The sequence below is a fragment of the Robbsia andropogonis genome (assembly GCF_034047095.1).
Lineage (GTDB): Bacteria > Pseudomonadota > Gammaproteobacteria > Burkholderiales > Burkholderiaceae > Robbsia > Robbsia andropogonis.
Genome location: NZ_CP139166.1, coordinates 638,503 through 653,134, shown reverse-complemented (window position 1 = coordinate 653,134; position 14,632 = coordinate 638,503). Strand labels below are relative to the sequence as shown.

The window sequence follows — 14,632 nt, the reverse complement described above, 5'->3', positions numbered from 1 at the left end:
AGGTAACTGAAACGTCACAATACGCTTCCTGCCACGGGTCATGGCAGCATGCCTTTGATCAATTCGGTAGATAGACCCTGTATCTGCACGTCCCCAACCACCTGAGAGGCAAAAACTGCCACCAGAGCAATCAGCATCAGCACGCCAATGACGCCTCGCAGCGGTTGGCTGAGCGAACTGGGCTCAAGCTTGTCAGCGGCGCGAGCGACGATACCCAGACCCACGTCGACCAACACCAGCACAAGCATTACTGGGGTGCCAAGCTTCGCCAAGGCTGTCCAGATCGAATCCGTGCGCTGGATGAGAAACGTTTCGGTCGTGGCGGCAAGCGATGGGTAGAGGACGGATGGCGGCCACCATTTGAAAGAGCGAAACAACGCACCCAAGACAAACAGCATGCCGCCGCCGGCGTAAAAGAGCGTCACCACGAGTTGTAGTAGCAACGTGGAAACGGGCGTACTTTGATCACCTCGCAAAGGATTAGTCATCTGGACATTATTGAAGCCGGCCAAGTCATCAATCATCGTCCCAAGGGATTGCGCAATCCAGAAAACCGGTGCCGCGCAATAACCAAACGCCAGACCGAGGAAAGCTTCCTTGCAAGCCAGCACTAGGAACCCACCGCCACCAAGTCCTTCGAAGGCTTGTGGTGATTGCGCGGCGGCAGCAAATATCGACAAGACGTACACCACGCCATTGCGTGCCGTGCCGGGCAACACGGTATCACTGGTGGCGGGCAGTAGGATGAATGCCACCATGATGCGAATGCCAGTGAGCATCAGCATGACGATGAAGTTGTGATACGCCTCGAACCATCCTAGGAGTGCCTCGGACCATGCATGAAAATCGTGTGCCATCGATTACCTCGCGTGGCGGCGAGCCAACAGGTTTTCCGCCGCTTCTTCGTCAGTCGCAAGCTCTACCGCGACCGCAGCACGCTTCAGCAACTTGTCAAGCTTGCGACGACATTGATCAAGTGCCGATTGTGCCCGTGCAAGCGCCGCCTGCGCATCGGCGAGCCGCTGCTGCTGGTGTGTCACCGCCGCGCGGCATTTTTTCTCCGCGTTGCGCTCGGCCATAAGGACATCCTTCAGCGGCGCGCGCCAGGCGTCATGCGCAAGATAGTCGGATGTGACGACGTGGGTCGCACCATCGATCAACGCCACAATGCGTGCTTCGTGTTCAACGCATTTCTTTTCCGCCACGGTCACCGCGTGCATGGCCTCGGCGAGTCGGGACTGACGCTCGACGAGTGCCTTGCGCTCCCTTGTCACATCCGCTTCGCATCGTTCGCAGTGGCGCGTCTTTACGGATACGATGATGCGCCATTGACGGATCGCAAGCGCGGTCATGTCGGTATGAATTCGGAGATAAACGAGAGTGTGCGTGCCTCATCCGTCACTTCATCGGTGGGCTGTCCCAGAAATGATTCAATTGCCTCATGCTGGGCTATAGCCTCGTCGGCTAGCGGGTCGGACCCCTGTTGATACTCTCCCATCTGCATGAGCAACTCGACCTCCGCATACCTTGCAATAAGCTTACGTATATGGGCGGCGCCGCTGCAATGTTCTGGCGTTGCCACCAGGGTCATCACACGGCTCAGGCTGTGCAAGACGTCAATGGCAGGATAGCGATTGCGGGCCGCTATTTCACGAGAAAGCACGATATGCCCATCGAGAATGCCGCGGACTTCCTCGCTGATTGGATCATTGCCTTCGTCATCCTCCGCGAGCACTGTATAAAAAGCCGTGATCGACCCCTTCTCTCCCATTCCCGCCCGTTCCAACAACCGCGGCAACTCGGCGAAAATAGACGGCGGGAAACCCCGTCTTGTCGGAGGCTCGCCCGCCGACAGCCCGATTTCTCGCTGGGCGCGAGCGAAGCGTGTGAGCGAATCCATCATCAGCAGCACGCGCAAGCCACAATCGCGGAAATACTCGGCGACTGCCGTGCCAACGTAGGCGGCTTTCGTACGCTCGATGGACGAGCGATCCGACGTTGCGCAAATGACGACGCTACGAGCCATGCCCTCCTCTCCCAAAATCAGCTCGATGAACTCGCGAACCTCGCGCCCCCGCTCGCCGATCAGGACGATCACGTTGACATCGCATGCCGCCCCGCGCGCCAGCATGCCCAGCAACGTGCTTTTACCAACGCCGGCAGGCGCAAATATGCCTACGCGCTGCCCCTCTCCTACCGTCATCAGTCCATCAATGACTCGTACGCCGGTAGGCATCGGGGTGTCGACCATTCGTCGCTTCAGCGGATCAGGCGCAGCGGCCATCACCGGGCGTAGCGACTGCCATTCCAGCGGGCCTTTACCGTCGATCGGGTCGCCAAGGGCATCCACGACTCGCCCCAGTAACGTGTCTCCCACCGGCACCGAAAGCGGGCGACCAAGACCCGTTACCCGCGTTGCACGGGATAGCCCGGTGATACTGCCGAACGGCGCGAGTAATGCAAACTGCCGCGTGAAGCCCACGACCTCCGCGCGTTGCAACACCGCGCCGCGCGCATCACGCAATTCGCATAGCTCACCGAACGTGGCATCCAGTCCACCAACCTTCAACAGCGTGCCAACCGCCTCGACCACCTTACCATGACGCGCGCTTCCGTCTAGGACCGCAAGTTTCTCGCTCAAAGCATCTATATAGGCGGTAACGTCATTCATGGGTTCACCCTGGTGACGTCTACAGCATTGTCAGGCAGCGTATCATCGATGTCGCCTTCCGGTACAAGGCCCTCCTGATACGTGTCCGCGCTTTCGCTACTTGCGGGTTCGGCGGACGTCACGCGTCGAATCGCCGCCGCGATCGCGCGCAATTGCATGGGCAACCCGCCTTCAATGACGCCGTGATCCCATTCGCAAACGCAACTGCCGGGCTCCGCCTCAGGATCAACCAGGATTTCGGGATTCACCGGCCATCCGTTCGCCTCGCACACGTTCCTGAACGCGTGCGTTGCCTCGCGAATATCGCACTCGGCAACGCGTACAGTAAGAAAAGATGTATCTTCCAAGCTGCGCGATAGCGACACGGCGACTTGTGTGAACAACGCGTCGCGTTCTGTCTCGCCAACTACCTTCGTGACCGTGCGCATGATAAGCCCGGCAATACGCTGCCGGGACGCCACCAGGACATCGCGCTCGGCCTTGGCGCGGCGAAGCATGGTGGCGTGTGCCTCCTGCATCGCGCGTCGGCGGCCGGCCTCATAGCCGAGACGCGCGGCATTCTCATATTTCGTTTGCGCGGCCCGCAGCGTGCGCTGCGACTCTTCTTCGGCGGCGCTGTGTATTGCCTGGGCATCCCGCCGCGCCGCTGAGAGCAGTTCCTCGGTGCACCTTTCAAAATGGACCGAAGCGCGGTCCAGTTCAACCAGTTGCGCCAATTCGCTCGCGCGCAGGACATCCTGTCCGACACCGATGCCCCCGCTTGGTTTTCTCAGCCAAATAACCATGTCAACTCCGGAAACAACTTACCTGCATCCGAAAGAAACGCTTCCGAATCATCCGTCGGGCCACGTTCCAAACGGTTTGACGCCGCTTCTAGCACCGGTCCTTGTGCAGGCGTATCGCTTTCACCGGGATTATCGTCCAAGGCCAAGCCGATCAATCTGCGCGCAGGTGCGAGCGGCCATGCCTCGTCGCGCTCGAACAATAAGCGTCCCGCGGCAACAAGTGTGTCAGCCGTCGCGTCCTCTGGAACCGGCACGTTTGCGGAAAGCGCATTCAGCCCCATTTCCGTGAGCGCAACGAATGTAGGTTCGCCCAATGCATTGGCGAGAACGTGGCGTTGTTTGCCGGAGACGATACGGCGCAGTGCGCCGCGCGATGGATAAATGGCGCGTGCAGCCAGCACCGGTCGCAGTGATGCCGCATCCAGCAACGCGAGACGACTTGCCCGGTGCACGTAAGCGCTGACTGGTGCCGACGCACCTAGCCAGACATCTCTTGCCGCGTACCACATGCGGTTTGCGCGTGGGTTGAACGGCACGCCAAGCCGACGGCATTGCCCCGCCGCCAATCGCGCGGCACCGCTCGTTATGCGCGACTCATATGCGCGAAGCCATTGAAGCGTACGTTGCGGGTCAGGCGGCCTGTCATCCCAGCGCCGGTCGTGTCCCGCTCCATGCGTTAACGCAACTGACGCATGACCGTTGTGCGGTTCGCCGCCCATGATAGTCTCGATATGACCGCTCATGTAGCAGCTCCGCTGGCACGTGCGCGCAATCGCAAGGCTGCCGCCTTCAACGTTGAGCCAAAACGAATTACCAGATAGCAAAGTGCAACACCCAGCAAAGCAGCCGCGGTGATACTGATGGCCCAAAGCCACTGCGACGGAATCGAGGGCGCGGGAAGTTGCGGCGGTTCGGGCGATGCCGTGCCAGGCACCATCGTCACACTGACGTTATCATAGGTCAACCCCTCGACCGCGTGCATGACGAGGTTCTTCAGATTCGGAGTCAACGTCGAGACATCAGTACCGGGCAGGTACTTGATGAACACGGAGGCCGAAGAAGGTTTAACGGTTGTGGCGAGTGGGTCATTATTCGGCAGCACGATCTGCACGTTGGCATAGACGACACCATCGATGCGCGACAGTACTTCCGAGAGTTGTTGTGACACGCCGTAAATAAAACGCACGCGCTCCTCCGTCGGCGTGGAAATCAACCCCTCCTTCTTGAACATATCTCCTAGGTTCTGGAAGCGCTGGTGGGGCAAACCTCGCGCGCGCAGAACATCGATCGCCCGGGCAAATTGGCTTCCTTCAACGGACACGCTCCACGTCTTGCCGCCATCGTCGCTTTCCTTCGATGCGTCTACCCGGGCGTCCAGCAGCACGGCCAACATGTCATTTGCGTCGTTCTCCGATAACTGCGCAAATAGTTGCTTGCTGCAACCGGTCATCGCGATTACGACGCAGCACATAAGCAATACTGTACGGAACCACTTTAAATAGTAGGCCATTTGCATCCGTCCTGTACAAGGCAGTCGAACTACTGGTTCTTCATCAGTGTTTGCACCGAACTCTTACCACCCTGCGCGACCGCCTCGCCAACATACAATTTTCCCACCATTTCGGACACCATAAGTTGTACCTTGATCGACTGAGCCGCCGCCTCCTGCATCGACATCGTGGATGCGTCCCCGGCAAACTTGTCAACCTCACCACGCAAGTTCGCTACGGCCTGGTCTTGCTGGGTAACGACATCGGACAAGGCAGATGGACCCTGTGTGTGAGACATGCTGGGCGGAGCAAGACGCGCCGAATCCAGCTTGCTGCGAAACAGATCCACGAGTTGTGCGCTCGGCTCCTGGGCGGTCCCCGAACCCACCGCCGCGCCAGGAACGCTCGAGGAGATCGGTTCCTGGCGCGACACCGTGGATGTTGCGTCTAGCGGGGGAACGGGCGGAATCGTCAGACTCATCGTCATGCTCCTTTTGTTAGGCCCGCAAGTGGCGATGCTGCATCAGTTTCTGAAGATCGTCTCGATTGAGCTGCGACGCGTCCGCGGGCGTTTCGGGGGTGCGTTTCTTCCCGAGTAATGTCATCACCAGATCCACCGAGTCCTTGTCCTCATTGCGGCTTGCCACGTCGTTGGCATAGACGCGCCACGCCGGGTCGTCCAGACCGCACAGCGACACGGCAAGCAGCGCGGCCACGTAAGGACCGAAAGAACCTCGCAACGTGCGTTGTTCGAGTACACGCAGTTCGCGCACGGCTTGGGCAAAATCGCGCCGCCGGATCATCAACCACGCGTCATACGCATACAACTCCATGAAATCGGGACGTAACACATGCAAAGCAGCGAGCAGTCGCTCCGATTGCTCAATATAGCCATGCTTGGCACCAAACATCAGCGCCTCAATCAAGGCCGACACGAGTCGGTTACTACATTTTGTCAGCGACATGGAATGCTCCCGTTTTTGGTCGAAACACCAGATATCCGAACGACTTTCCTATTTTGGAATGGAAAGTCTGCGCCTCGGCGATGTGCAACGGTACTGCGGTGCGCACGTGCGATGAATCGTGGCGACGAACCACATGCGCTGTTAACGAAAGGGGGGCTTCGTCGAAAAGCGGCGCACGGCGGCGTTCGTCGTTAGACCCATCGTTTCGCCGCGGCCACCGGCAATCGTGATGAACGGCCACGAAAATCGCGCCGATATACAAGACAAAGGCTTCGCGATGGCCGACGAAAAGACAGAACAGCCCACTGACAAAAAGCTGCGAGACGCACGCCGCGACGGCGAGACCGTGAAGAGCACGGATCTTCCCTTCGCGGCGATGTTGATCGTCGCAGCCATCGCGTTTTCAGTTGGCGGCCCTCATATGGCGGAGCAACTGCGCATCGTCATGCGTGGCGGACTAGACGTGGTCAACTCGCAAAACGGCAGCGCTTCACTGCATGAGCTGCTTGTCTCGGCAGGCATTCACGCACTGCTATTGCTGCTCCCCATTGTCATGGGTGCCGCCTTTATCGGCGTTGCAACGATCGCTGCGCAAGTCGGACTGGAAATATCGCTCAAACCACTCGAGCCGAAATTCGACGCGATCAACCCGGCTTCCGGCCTCAAGCGTATTTTTTCGGTACGTTCGCTTATCGATCTCGTCAAGACCATCGTAAAAGCCGTCCTGATCACGGCGGTGCTTTGGAAAACGATGATGATTCTGATGCCGTTGATGCTCGGCGTGGTGTACGAGCCGGTCGACAGCATCGTCAAGATCGCGTGGAGCGTGGTTTGCCGGGTGCTCGGCATAGCGGGTGTCCTTTATCTTATTATCGGCATCGCGGACTATGGTATCCAGCACTGGCTTTTCATCCGCGATCACCGCATGAGCAAGGACGAAGTCAAGCGCGAACACAAGAATTCAGAAGGTGATCCGCTCATCAAAAATCAGCGCCGTAAAATCGCGCGGGAATCAGCATCGTCCGGTCAGCAGCAACCTGTCAAAAACGCAAATGTGGTTGTTGTGAATCCGACGCACTACGCTGTGGCGCTCCGTTACGACCCGTCCGAATTTGGATTACCGCGTGTTATTGCGAAGGGTGTTGATGCGGAAGCCCGCGTTATCCGTGAAGAGGCGGCGCGCCACGGTATACCGATCGTCGGCAATCCACCGCTCGCACGCGCGCTTTATACCGTGACGATCGAAGACCCGATACCCGAACAGCTCTTCGATGCTGTGGCGAGCGTGCTTGCCTGGGTCGAGAGCATCGGTGGCAAGCGTGAAGGCGCGGCTACCCCACACTGATTCCCCACGGAGGGACCCATGCTGAAGACATTACGCCTTGACGAGTTTGGCGGCGAGGTTGCGATCGCATCCTTGGTCGTTGCTGTTATCTCGCTGATGATCCTGCCATTACCGCCCTTTCTGATCGACACCTTGCTAGGGCTCAACATCACCATCAGCGTGGTGCTGCTGATGGTGACAATGTACATCCCGAACGCCACATCGCTCTCATCGTTCCCCGCGCTGCTCTTGTTTACAACGCTCTTTCGCTTGTCGTTGAACATCGCGTCGACCAAGTCTATCTTGTTGCATGCCGAAGCCGGGCACATCATCGAGAGTTTCGGCGAGTTGGTTGTCGGCGGTAATCTCGTTGTCGGCCTGGTGGTCTTCCTCATCATCGCGACCGTGCAATTTATCGTGATCGCGAAAGGTTCGGAGCGTGTTGCCGAAGTGGGCGCCCGCTTTACACTTGATGCGATGCCCGGCAAACAGATGAGCATCGACGCCGACGTGCGCGCGGGCAATATCAGTGCGGAGGATGCGCAGCGCCGCCGCGGCATGCTCGCCATTGAAAGCCAATTGCACGGCGGGATGGACGGTGCTATGAAATTCGTGAAGGGCGATGCGATTGCGGGCCTGGTGATCACGTTGGTCAATATCGTTGCCGGCATCGTCATCGGCGTGAGCTATCACGGCATGACGGCCGGCGAGGCCGCGAATCGCTTCTCCGTGCTTTCCATCGGTGACGCGATGGTTTCGCAGATTCCGTCCCTCCTCATTTCCGTTGCTGCAGGTATATTGATCACCCGCGTTGCAGACGAACACAGCAAGCCGAGCTCGCTCGGCACTGAAATCGCGAAACAATTGTCCACGAGCTCGCGTGCTCTTTACAGCGCCGCGGCATTGCTGGGCGGCTTTGCGCTGGTACCTGGTTTTCCTTCTACGCTGTTCGCGATACTGGCTGTGACCCTGTTCGCATCGGGGCATGTGCTGCGTAAGCAGTTGAATGATAAACAGCCGAAACGCGGGCCGGAACTGGCTTCGCTGCGTACCGATGGCTACAAAGGCCATACGCCCACGATCGGTGAGCATCCGCCGGCGTTTTCCTCGCCACTCTCGGTACGCCTGGCCCCGCGACTGGCGGCACAACTCGATACCACCGCGCTCGACCGAGCCTTTGATACAGCGCGCAGGAATCTCGTCAACGAGCTCGGACTGCCCTTCCCGCGCACCGCCGTATGGAAAGACAATGCGGTGCCAGACGGGTGTTACCAGGTGTTGTTGCACGACGTGCCGCAATCCCCGGTCAAATTAGACGCAGCCCGAAACATCCGTGAAAAAGTCCTCGTCGAAGCCATTACAGAGGCAGTGCACGAGAACGCACACTTGTTCCTGGGTTTGCAGGAAACGCAATGGATTCTCGAACGCGTCGGCACGGAATACCCTGGGCTTATAGCGGAGGTGCAGAAAGTCGTGCCGGTGCTGCGCATCGCAGAAGTGTTAAAGCGACTGCTGGAAGAACACGTGCCGATCCGCAATCTGCGCGCCATCCTCGAAAGCCTGACCAACTGGGGTTCGAAGGAAAAAGATCTCCTGCTGCTCACCGAATACGTTCGTGGCGACCTCGGCCGGTTCATTGCCCACCGAGCGACGGGCGGCAAGGGGGCATTGCCCGCGATTCTGCTCGACATCGAGGCCGAGCAAACCATTCGTCAATCGATCAAGCAGACGCCTGCTGGCAACTTCCTGACGCTCGAACCGCAGCAAGTCAATCAACTGCTCAACGCAATCGAGGAGATCGTCGGTACGCAGCCTCCGGAATATCTTGCCATCGTCACATCAATGGACATTCGTCGATATTTCCGCCGCATGGTCGAACAACGGCTCAAGTGGCTTCAGGTCTACTCCTTCCAGGAACTGGGAGATGACATAAATCTGCAACCTGTCGGCCGCATCGCCATTTAAAGCGAGATGATGCGATGACACGTATTCACCCGTCACGAGCAATTCGCGTCATGGCACCCGCAAAACCGGTCGGGCCATCGGTAGCGAACACCGCGCGTACGCTCGACGCAAAGGCACGACAGTTCGGCGCGTTATATGAGGATGCCTGCCTGCGCGCTACCCAGAGCAAATCACCAGATGATGACCCGAATGGCAACCCGCAGGGGTATCCGGACAACCCGGACCCTGGCGAAACCAAATCGGAGACGTCGCACGGCGTTGCTACGGTAACAGAATCCCTTTCATCGACACTTGAAGCCACGCAGCCGTTCATACCACCGGCGACGCTGTCTCCGCTGCCGATGCTGTCCTCGGAGACGCGCGCGTTGCTCGCAAATAAGGCAAAACCGCGCATTGTCACTGTGCGTCACGCCATCGGATCGGGAGTGCAAAGGAAAGGCCGGGACTATGACCGGACGCGAGCGTTCCATCAGCATGAGGAAAATGACGCGCAAAATGCCGTTGCAACACCATCTGTCTATTTGCAGTCCGGTCCGAGTGGTACGCATGTTTCCGAACACGTGTTACTCACTTCGCATATCGCGGAGCGCGTTGCGTCATTGTGCGTCAATTCCGTCATCCGAAAAACAAATCCTTTGGAAGTTCGGCTCACACTGGACCCCGCTATTTTGCCCGGCGCGGAACTTCATCTACATCTTTCGGGCTCGGCCTTATCCCTTCGCTTCAGTAGCACGGACCCGCACGCCAGAACGCTAATGTATGACAATCTCGGTGCGTTAGACACACGTCTCAGGAAGCTGCTTGACAGCGATATGAGCGTAATCATCACGGTTACTTGAAGGATTCCATATCTATGTCCATGCCACGCGACTTTACTCGACTTGGCGACCGACTGCGTCGTTATACGCCGGCGCTCGCCAGCATTTCGCGGACGATGTTCGACGCGCGTAACGGGTTTGCATCGAAGTATCAAATTGCATCAGCGTCAAGCGTGAAAGATCCACCGTTGCATCGGACCGCATGCGTGCGAATCGGGAGCGGACACGGTCAACTATCGGTGCGCGTGCGCGTAAGCGACTATGCTGCATTGGAATTGATTGCCTTGGAACCAGACCATGCACAGCGTGTGGCGCTGGCAAATCTTTGGCTCGCTTCGTCGACGGAAATGCTATCAAGGCATGGCATCATCGATGCCGAAGTGCTGGACGTTTCCCTCGATACGGAAATAATAGACACCAGCATGAGGCAACAGAGCAAGGACAGTGACCAGGCACTACACCTTGCTTATCATGACGCCAACGCTATACATACGGCATCGTTGCTTGATGCGTCGACCGACATCGCCGCAGCGCTTGCACGGCACGCCGCCGCCACTCGGGACGCGTCGTCGATGCTCGCCGATTCGATCACCACTATCTCGGTGCCAACACGGATACGCCTGCGTAGCCGCCGATGTACATCAAGCGTGCTGGCGTCGTTACGTCGGGGCGATGTCCTTCTTGGATGGCCGCACGCGCGCGGCTATGCGTCGGGCAATGCGCTTGGACACGTGACAGCATACTGGGGTGCAGCGAGCGGTCTTGCTGCCTGCGCCCAAGGCAGCATCGACGGTTGCAACATCATCCTTGAAACGCCTCCAAAAATGATGAGCTACGACACAGACCTTTCCCTCAAAAGCGCCTCCAATGCATCCGACGAAAATACGGCTCCCGACAATCCGATCGACATGAACCAGGTTGAATTACCTGTTCACATTGAAGTGGCGACCGTCAACCTGACCATCGGCCTGATCGCGGCGCTGCAACCGGGTTACATCCTGAACTTGCCGCTCACACTGAACGATTCCGAGATCCGTTTGATCGCACATGGGCAGACGCTCGCGACAGGCGAACTCGTCGTGGTCGGGGACAACCTCGGTCTCTTCATCCAGCATATTGCGAATCCCGATGAACGGAACGCCTGAAATCGCCTCGCTGCTGATAGCCGCTGTTGCAATAGCGGTTTTGCCATTCGCGGCAATGGTGGTCACCTCCTATACAAAAATCGTGGTTGTGCTCGGATTGCTGCGAAATGCGCTGGGCCTGCAGCAGGTGCCCCCTACGTCCGTTCTCAATGGCGTGGCCATCATGGTGTCGTGCTTCATCATGGCCCCCGTGGGCATGGACGCAATGCACCGCGCACAACTTTCCAGTGACGGCACTTCAAGCGTACAGGTTATGCCGCTTCTGGACGCGGCGCGCGATCCTTTTCGCGTTTTCCTGAAACGCCATGCCTCCGAGCGCGAAAAAGCGTTCTTTTTGCGCTCGGCGCGTGAAATCTGGCCTCCGGAACGTGCCGCCGAACTGAAGCCGGACGATCTTATCATCCTCGCCCCGGCTTTCACGCTAAGCGAGCTGACGAGTGCGTTCAAGATAGGCTTCCTGCTGTACCTCTCGTTTATCGTGATTGATCTCGTCATCGCGAATGTCCTGATGGCGCTCGGGTTGTCCCAAGTCAATCCGACCAATGTCGCCATTCCCTTCAAGCTTCTGCTGTTTGTCTCCCTGGACGGCTGGTCGACGCTCGTGCATGGACTTATCTCCACATACAGGTGACGCCTTGGAATATGACGCCATCACACATCTCACCACGCAGGCCTTGACGCTGTGCCTGCTAGTGTCATTGCCGCCAGTGGCCATCGCGGCCGTGACGGGCCTTTTCATCGCGTTCTTGCAGGCCATTACGTCACTGCAAGACTCCAGTATTTCGCAAAGCGTGAAATTGATCATCGTCACGGTCGTCATTGTCATTGCCGCGCCGTGGGGGGCGGCGGCCATCCAGAACTTCGCACGTACGCTTTTACAGGTGATGTTCCCATGAGCATTCAACGCCTTGGTGGCGGGTTCACACCGTCAGATACGCCTTCGGATACTGATATAGCAGATCAGCAAACCATGGCGGCTCAGACGCATCATCGTCGCAACCACAGGGGCATGAGCTCCCGGCGCCCATCGCTGCGCAAGCGACGTAGCGCAGAGACGCCCGACGCGAACGATCCCGGTGCCGAAAGCGAGGAACTACTGCAGATGCTGGATCAGCATCTCAAGAAGGACCGCGATGCAACAAAAAAGATCGACGCACGTGAGAGAGGGGGCAACCAGCAAGCCTTTGATCAAGACGAACACTTCACCAATGCAGGCAAGGAGACGCATCGTGACGTCCCCACGGGTGATGACAATGCGCAAAGACACGCCAGAAAACTGCGTTTGGTCGATCGCGATACCCGCGACGAATCCGTGCTATTGAAACACTGGCAGGCGCATCTTCGTGGATCAGGCCCCTTGCCGGGAGAGCAGGCCGAAGCGGCGCTTATCGGCATGCATAAGAGCGTGCGCACCAAGTCGTCACTCCCCTATGTCGACGAGTCCCAACCCGCGAGCACGACCTATGAAATCATCGCCATCGCGCGCGAATTTCTCCAGCAGCTCGCGGAAGGCGAATCCGCCTCGCCCATGCGATTGACGGAAATACGTCAGCGACTGGTGTCCCTTTCGGAACGTAAAGGGCGGACCGTAGCATCTGCTTCAGGCGCGGCGGGCATGCGCCCACTCGCCGCTGCCGAGGAGTCCGTGAATCTGCTCTTACCGATCGCGCTGCTGAACATCAGTCGGCGCCGGACGCGCAAAGGACGCGCGATGGCAATCTCCGCACTTGCTGCACTGATTCGCCGTGGACGCAGCTGGTGAAATTTTCCGATTGATTAGCGGTACTATTCAGGAGTTTCGCTCATGTCTAAAGAAATTCGCATACTTACCGGCTTTCACGCTGGCGCTCGGATAAAGTTGATTACACCAACGATGTCGATCGGTGCCCATCCCGGCGCTGACATCCTGATCACTGACTGGAGCGAAGTCGGCATGCAAGTAACAATAGATGCGCAGGAAAACGTGTTCATCGGCACGCCTGAGGGCGGTGGGGACTCGCCAATGGTCGACTTCGCACCGGAACGCTTTGGTCAAATCGCATTATGCGCGGGGCCCACGGACGGGCACTGGCCATCCGATCTCGAATTGATGGATGTCATGCTGGGACGGCGACGGGAAGGCCGAAAGTATGAAGGTGAATCGAGTGATGGCGTCTACCCTGCCGGGCCGACGGTTCCACAGATCACCGTACGTCGACGCGTGCCGTGGTTGCACACCGGCGTGGCGGCGCTCCTGGTCGGATCGATCGGTGCAGCTGCCGTACTGCTGCCTGGGGGGAAAGCGCCAATGGCGGCTGACAATGCACCTTCACGCGTTTCATTGACCGACGTGAAGCGGGTGTTGGCGCAATCCAATCTGTCCGGGCTTACCGTTATCCCTCAGGCAGACGGCTTCTCGGTCATGGGAATCACGTCAAATTCCGCTGAAACAGGAAAAGCGCATGCCGCATTGCTCGCGTTGATTGGTAACCGGCTGGACTGGCGCGTCAGATCGGGGGACGTCATCGCCAGTGCGCTCGAAGAATCCCTGCATCAGGCTAACGTCCATGTTCAGTACGTCGGCGACAATCGCTTCGAGGTGACCGGCACGGCGCGTGACCCTTCATACACGCGGAACGTGGCCGCGCGATTTCGCGGTGATATGGCGCCGCTTACCGCCCATATCGATGTCAATGTGGTACGCGCCGATGAGCTAGCCGATGCAGGCGGCGTCGATTCAGCGCTGTCCGCGGACAATGTGCAATACGTTGAGGCAAGCGACGGCACGAAGATTTTCGAGGCCAAAGCGGCCGGCAATGTGACCCTTCATTGAGGAACGAAAAAATGTATGCAGCAATGACCGACAAACTGATAGACGTACTGAGCGAGCTGCCGGAGGCTGTGACGCAGGCGCATCGCCAACAGGATGTCCGCGATCTGGCCAATGCGCTTGACACAGTCGCCAACACCATTGCGGCACATTCGAGCGGCACCGGCAGTACTGAAGCACAGTCTGGCCGTGTCGTCGTCGACGGATTTCGCGCAGCGGCGCAGTTGTGCCGCATCGCAACGTAGCAGTATCGCGTGTGGCGCAAGGCATCTGACCAGGTCGATGCGCGACACGCGTGCAATTGTGCACGGCCAAGTGGCGGTGTACTTTTCCCGGCGTTCCGTCCCATGCGGAATGCTTCAATGTTGTAAAGGCAGTTTCTTTTAAAGGAGAATCAACATGTCAGGAAGCAGCGCAGTTTCGGGTGCAGCATCGACCAGCAGTTCCATCTCGGACATCTACCAAGCAATGGCAGAGGAAAACGAGATCAATAAGGCCAACACGATCGCGAAGCTGGCGACGATGGGGCCGAAAGCCGCGAAGGATATCGTAGGCTAAGCGATCCGGCGCGCCATCCGGCCGCGCGTGGTGCGCCGGTTGGGAGCCATGGCGTTCCCAACCGGTTTTTTTATGCGTGGTGCATTCATATCCAGATACACG

Annotated in this window: 18 protein-coding genes; 10 read left to right on the top strand and 8 right to left on the bottom strand. The window is 58.2% G+C overall.

All coding sequences use genetic code 11. The features are described 5' to 3' along the window. Nucleotides 1-38: 38 nt before the first annotated feature. The 8 genes from sctT to SJQ66_RS07940 are packed head-to-tail and all read right to left on the bottom strand — an operon-like array spanning nt 39 to nt 5,911. Nucleotides 39-857 (bottom strand): type III secretion system export apparatus subunit SctT, encoded by an 819-nt coding sequence (gene sctT, locus SJQ66_RS07975; protein ID WP_024903174.1) that lies wholly within the window; start codon nt 855-857, stop codon nt 39-41. A gap of 3 nt (nt 858-860) precedes the next feature. Then, nucleotides 861-1,352 (bottom strand): hypothetical protein, encoded by a 492-nt coding sequence (locus SJQ66_RS07970; protein ID WP_024903175.1) that lies wholly within the window; start codon nt 1,350-1,352, stop codon nt 861-863. After that, complete coding sequence (gene sctN / locus SJQ66_RS07965; protein WP_024903176.1) at nt 1,349-2,671, bottom strand: type III secretion system ATPase SctN; 1,323 nt, start codon at nt 2,669-2,671, stop codon at nt 1,349-1,351. The genes SJQ66_RS07970 and sctN overlap by 4 nt, the downstream gene beginning before the upstream one ends. Then, entirely contained in the window at nt 2,668-3,456 is a 789-nt protein-coding gene (gene sctL, locus SJQ66_RS07960) for a type III secretion system stator protein SctL (protein WP_024903177.1), read from the bottom strand. Before sctL ends, sctN begins: the two co-directional genes overlap by 4 nt. Continuing rightward, the gene (locus SJQ66_RS07955) at nt 3,441-4,199 is read right to left on the bottom strand and encodes a type III secretion protein HrpB4 (protein WP_024903178.1); all 759 of its coding nucleotides are present in this window, start codon (nt 4,197-4,199) and stop codon (nt 3,441-3,443) included. Before SJQ66_RS07955 ends, sctL begins: the two co-directional genes overlap by 16 nt. Beyond that, the gene (gene sctJ, locus SJQ66_RS07950) at nt 4,196-4,966 is read right to left on the bottom strand and encodes a type III secretion system inner membrane ring lipoprotein SctJ (RefSeq protein ID WP_164468524.1); all 771 of its coding nucleotides are present in this window, start codon (nt 4,964-4,966) and stop codon (nt 4,196-4,198) included. The genes SJQ66_RS07955 and sctJ overlap by 4 nt, the downstream gene beginning before the upstream one ends. A 29-nt stretch (nt 4,967-4,995) precedes the next feature. After that, nucleotides 4,996-5,427 (bottom strand): hypothetical protein, encoded by a 432-nt coding sequence (locus SJQ66_RS07945; protein WP_157684996.1) that lies wholly within the window; start codon nt 5,425-5,427, stop codon nt 4,996-4,998. Nucleotides 5,428-5,443: 16 nt separating this feature from the next. Further along, nucleotides 5,444-5,911 (bottom strand): HrpB1 family type III secretion system apparatus protein, encoded by a 468-nt coding sequence (locus tag SJQ66_RS07940; protein ID WP_024903181.1) that lies wholly within the window; start codon nt 5,909-5,911, stop codon nt 5,444-5,446. Between the two features lie 229 nt (nt 5,912-6,140). Between SJQ66_RS07940 and sctU the strand changes: the two genes are divergently transcribed. The 10 genes from sctU (at nt 6,141) to SJQ66_RS07890 (ending at nt 14,530) form a co-directional block, all read left to right on the top strand. Continuing rightward, the gene (sctU, locus tag SJQ66_RS07935; protein ID WP_236693489.1) at nt 6,141-7,256 is read left to right on the top strand and encodes a type III secretion system export apparatus subunit SctU; all 1,116 of its coding nucleotides are present in this window, start codon (nt 6,141-6,143) and stop codon (nt 7,254-7,256) included. 18 nt (nt 7,257-7,274) lie between these two features. After that, nucleotides 7,275-9,200, top strand: a complete 1,926-nt coding sequence (locus tag SJQ66_RS07930) for an FHIPEP family type III secretion protein (RefSeq protein WP_320534160.1) — start codon at nt 7,275-7,277, stop codon at nt 9,198-9,200. A 50-nt stretch (nt 9,201-9,250) separates the two neighbouring features. Beyond that, nucleotides 9,251-10,039, top strand: a complete 789-nt coding sequence (locus SJQ66_RS07925; protein ID WP_024903184.1) for a type III secretion HpaP family protein — start codon at nt 9,251-9,253, stop codon at nt 10,037-10,039. A 14-nt stretch (nt 10,040-10,053) separates the two neighbouring features. Beyond that, a complete protein-coding gene (sctQ, locus tag SJQ66_RS07920; protein WP_320534159.1) occupies nt 10,054-11,163 on the top strand; it encodes a type III secretion system cytoplasmic ring protein SctQ in 1,110 nt (369 codons plus the stop codon). Continuing rightward, on the top strand, nt 11,147-11,794 hold the full coding sequence (gene sctR / locus SJQ66_RS07915; RefSeq protein ID WP_024903186.1) for a type III secretion system export apparatus subunit SctR: 648 nt from the start codon (nt 11,147-11,149) through the stop codon (nt 11,792-11,794). Before sctQ ends, sctR begins: the two co-directional genes overlap by 17 nt. A gap of 4 nt (nt 11,795-11,798) precedes the next feature. Next, complete coding sequence (gene sctS / locus SJQ66_RS07910; RefSeq protein WP_024903187.1) at nt 11,799-12,059, top strand: type III secretion system export apparatus subunit SctS; 261 nt, start codon at nt 11,799-11,801, stop codon at nt 12,057-12,059. Next, a complete protein-coding gene (locus SJQ66_RS07905; protein WP_024903188.1) occupies nt 12,056-12,925 on the top strand; it encodes a hypothetical protein in 870 nt (289 codons plus the stop codon). The genes sctS and SJQ66_RS07905 overlap by 4 nt, the downstream gene beginning before the upstream one ends. Before the next feature lie 42 nt (nt 12,926-12,967). Next, nucleotides 12,968-13,975, top strand: coding sequence for a hypothetical protein (locus tag SJQ66_RS07900; protein ID WP_157684998.1), 1,008 nt, complete (start codon nt 12,968-12,970; stop codon nt 13,973-13,975). Between the two features lie 11 nt (nt 13,976-13,986). Further along, on the top strand, nt 13,987-14,217 hold the full coding sequence (locus SJQ66_RS07895; protein WP_024903190.1) for a hypothetical protein: 231 nt from the start codon (nt 13,987-13,989) through the stop codon (nt 14,215-14,217). A gap of 154 nt (nt 14,218-14,371) precedes the next feature. Continuing rightward, a complete protein-coding gene (locus SJQ66_RS07890; protein ID WP_164468525.1) occupies nt 14,372-14,530 on the top strand; it encodes a hypothetical protein in 159 nt (52 codons plus the stop codon). Nucleotides 14,531-14,632: the final 102 nt, after the last annotated feature.

Bases quoted from the DNA above. Each gene is read 5' to 3' on its own strand.
- SJQ66_RS07930 (WP_320534160.1), top strand. From the start codon at position 7,275: ATGCTGAAGACATTACGCCTTGACGAGTTTGGCGGCGAGGTTGCGATC.
- sctJ (WP_164468524.1), bottom strand. From the start codon at position 4,966: ATGGCCTACTATTTAAAGTGGTTCCGTACAGTATTGCTTATGTGCTGC.
- SJQ66_RS07925 (WP_024903184.1), top strand. From the start codon at position 9,251: ATGGCACCCGCAAAACCGGTCGGGCCATCGGTAGCGAACACCGCGCGT.
- SJQ66_RS07940 (WP_024903181.1), bottom strand. From the start codon at position 5,911: ATGTCGCTGACAAAATGTAGTAACCGACTCGTGTCGGCCTTGATTGAG.
- sctR (WP_024903186.1), top strand. From the start codon at position 11,147: ATGAACGGAACGCCTGAAATCGCCTCGCTGCTGATAGCCGCTGTTGCA.
- SJQ66_RS07900 (WP_157684998.1), top strand. From the start codon at position 12,968: ATGTCTAAAGAAATTCGCATACTTACCGGCTTTCACGCTGGCGCTCGG.
- sctU (WP_236693489.1), top strand. From the start codon at position 6,141: ATGAACGGCCACGAAAATCGCGCCGATATACAAGACAAAGGCTTCGCG.
- SJQ66_RS07890 (WP_164468525.1), top strand. From the start codon at position 14,372: ATGTCAGGAAGCAGCGCAGTTTCGGGTGCAGCATCGACCAGCAGTTCC.
- sctQ (WP_320534159.1), top strand. From the start codon at position 10,054: ATGTCCATGCCACGCGACTTTACTCGACTTGGCGACCGACTGCGTCGT.
- SJQ66_RS07905 (WP_024903188.1), top strand. From the start codon at position 12,056: ATGAGCATTCAACGCCTTGGTGGCGGGTTCACACCGTCAGATACGCCT.
- SJQ66_RS07955 (WP_024903178.1), bottom strand. From the start codon at position 4,199: ATGAGCGGTCATATCGAGACTATCATGGGCGGCGAACCGCACAACGGT.
- sctN (WP_024903176.1), bottom strand. From the start codon at position 2,671: ATGAATGACGTTACCGCCTATATAGATGCTTTGAGCGAGAAACTTGCG.
- sctL (WP_024903177.1), bottom strand. From the start codon at position 3,456: ATGGTTATTTGGCTGAGAAAACCAAGCGGGGGCATCGGTGTCGGACAG.
- SJQ66_RS07895 (WP_024903190.1), top strand. From the start codon at position 13,987: ATGTATGCAGCAATGACCGACAAACTGATAGACGTACTGAGCGAGCTG.
- SJQ66_RS07945 (WP_157684996.1), bottom strand. From the start codon at position 5,427: ATGAGTCTGACGATTCCGCCCGTTCCCCCGCTAGACGCAACATCCACG.
- sctT (WP_024903174.1), bottom strand. From the start codon at position 857: ATGGCACACGATTTTCATGCATGGTCCGAGGCACTCCTAGGATGGTTC.
- SJQ66_RS07970 (WP_024903175.1), bottom strand. From the start codon at position 1,352: ATGACCGCGCTTGCGATCCGTCAATGGCGCATCATCGTATCCGTAAAG.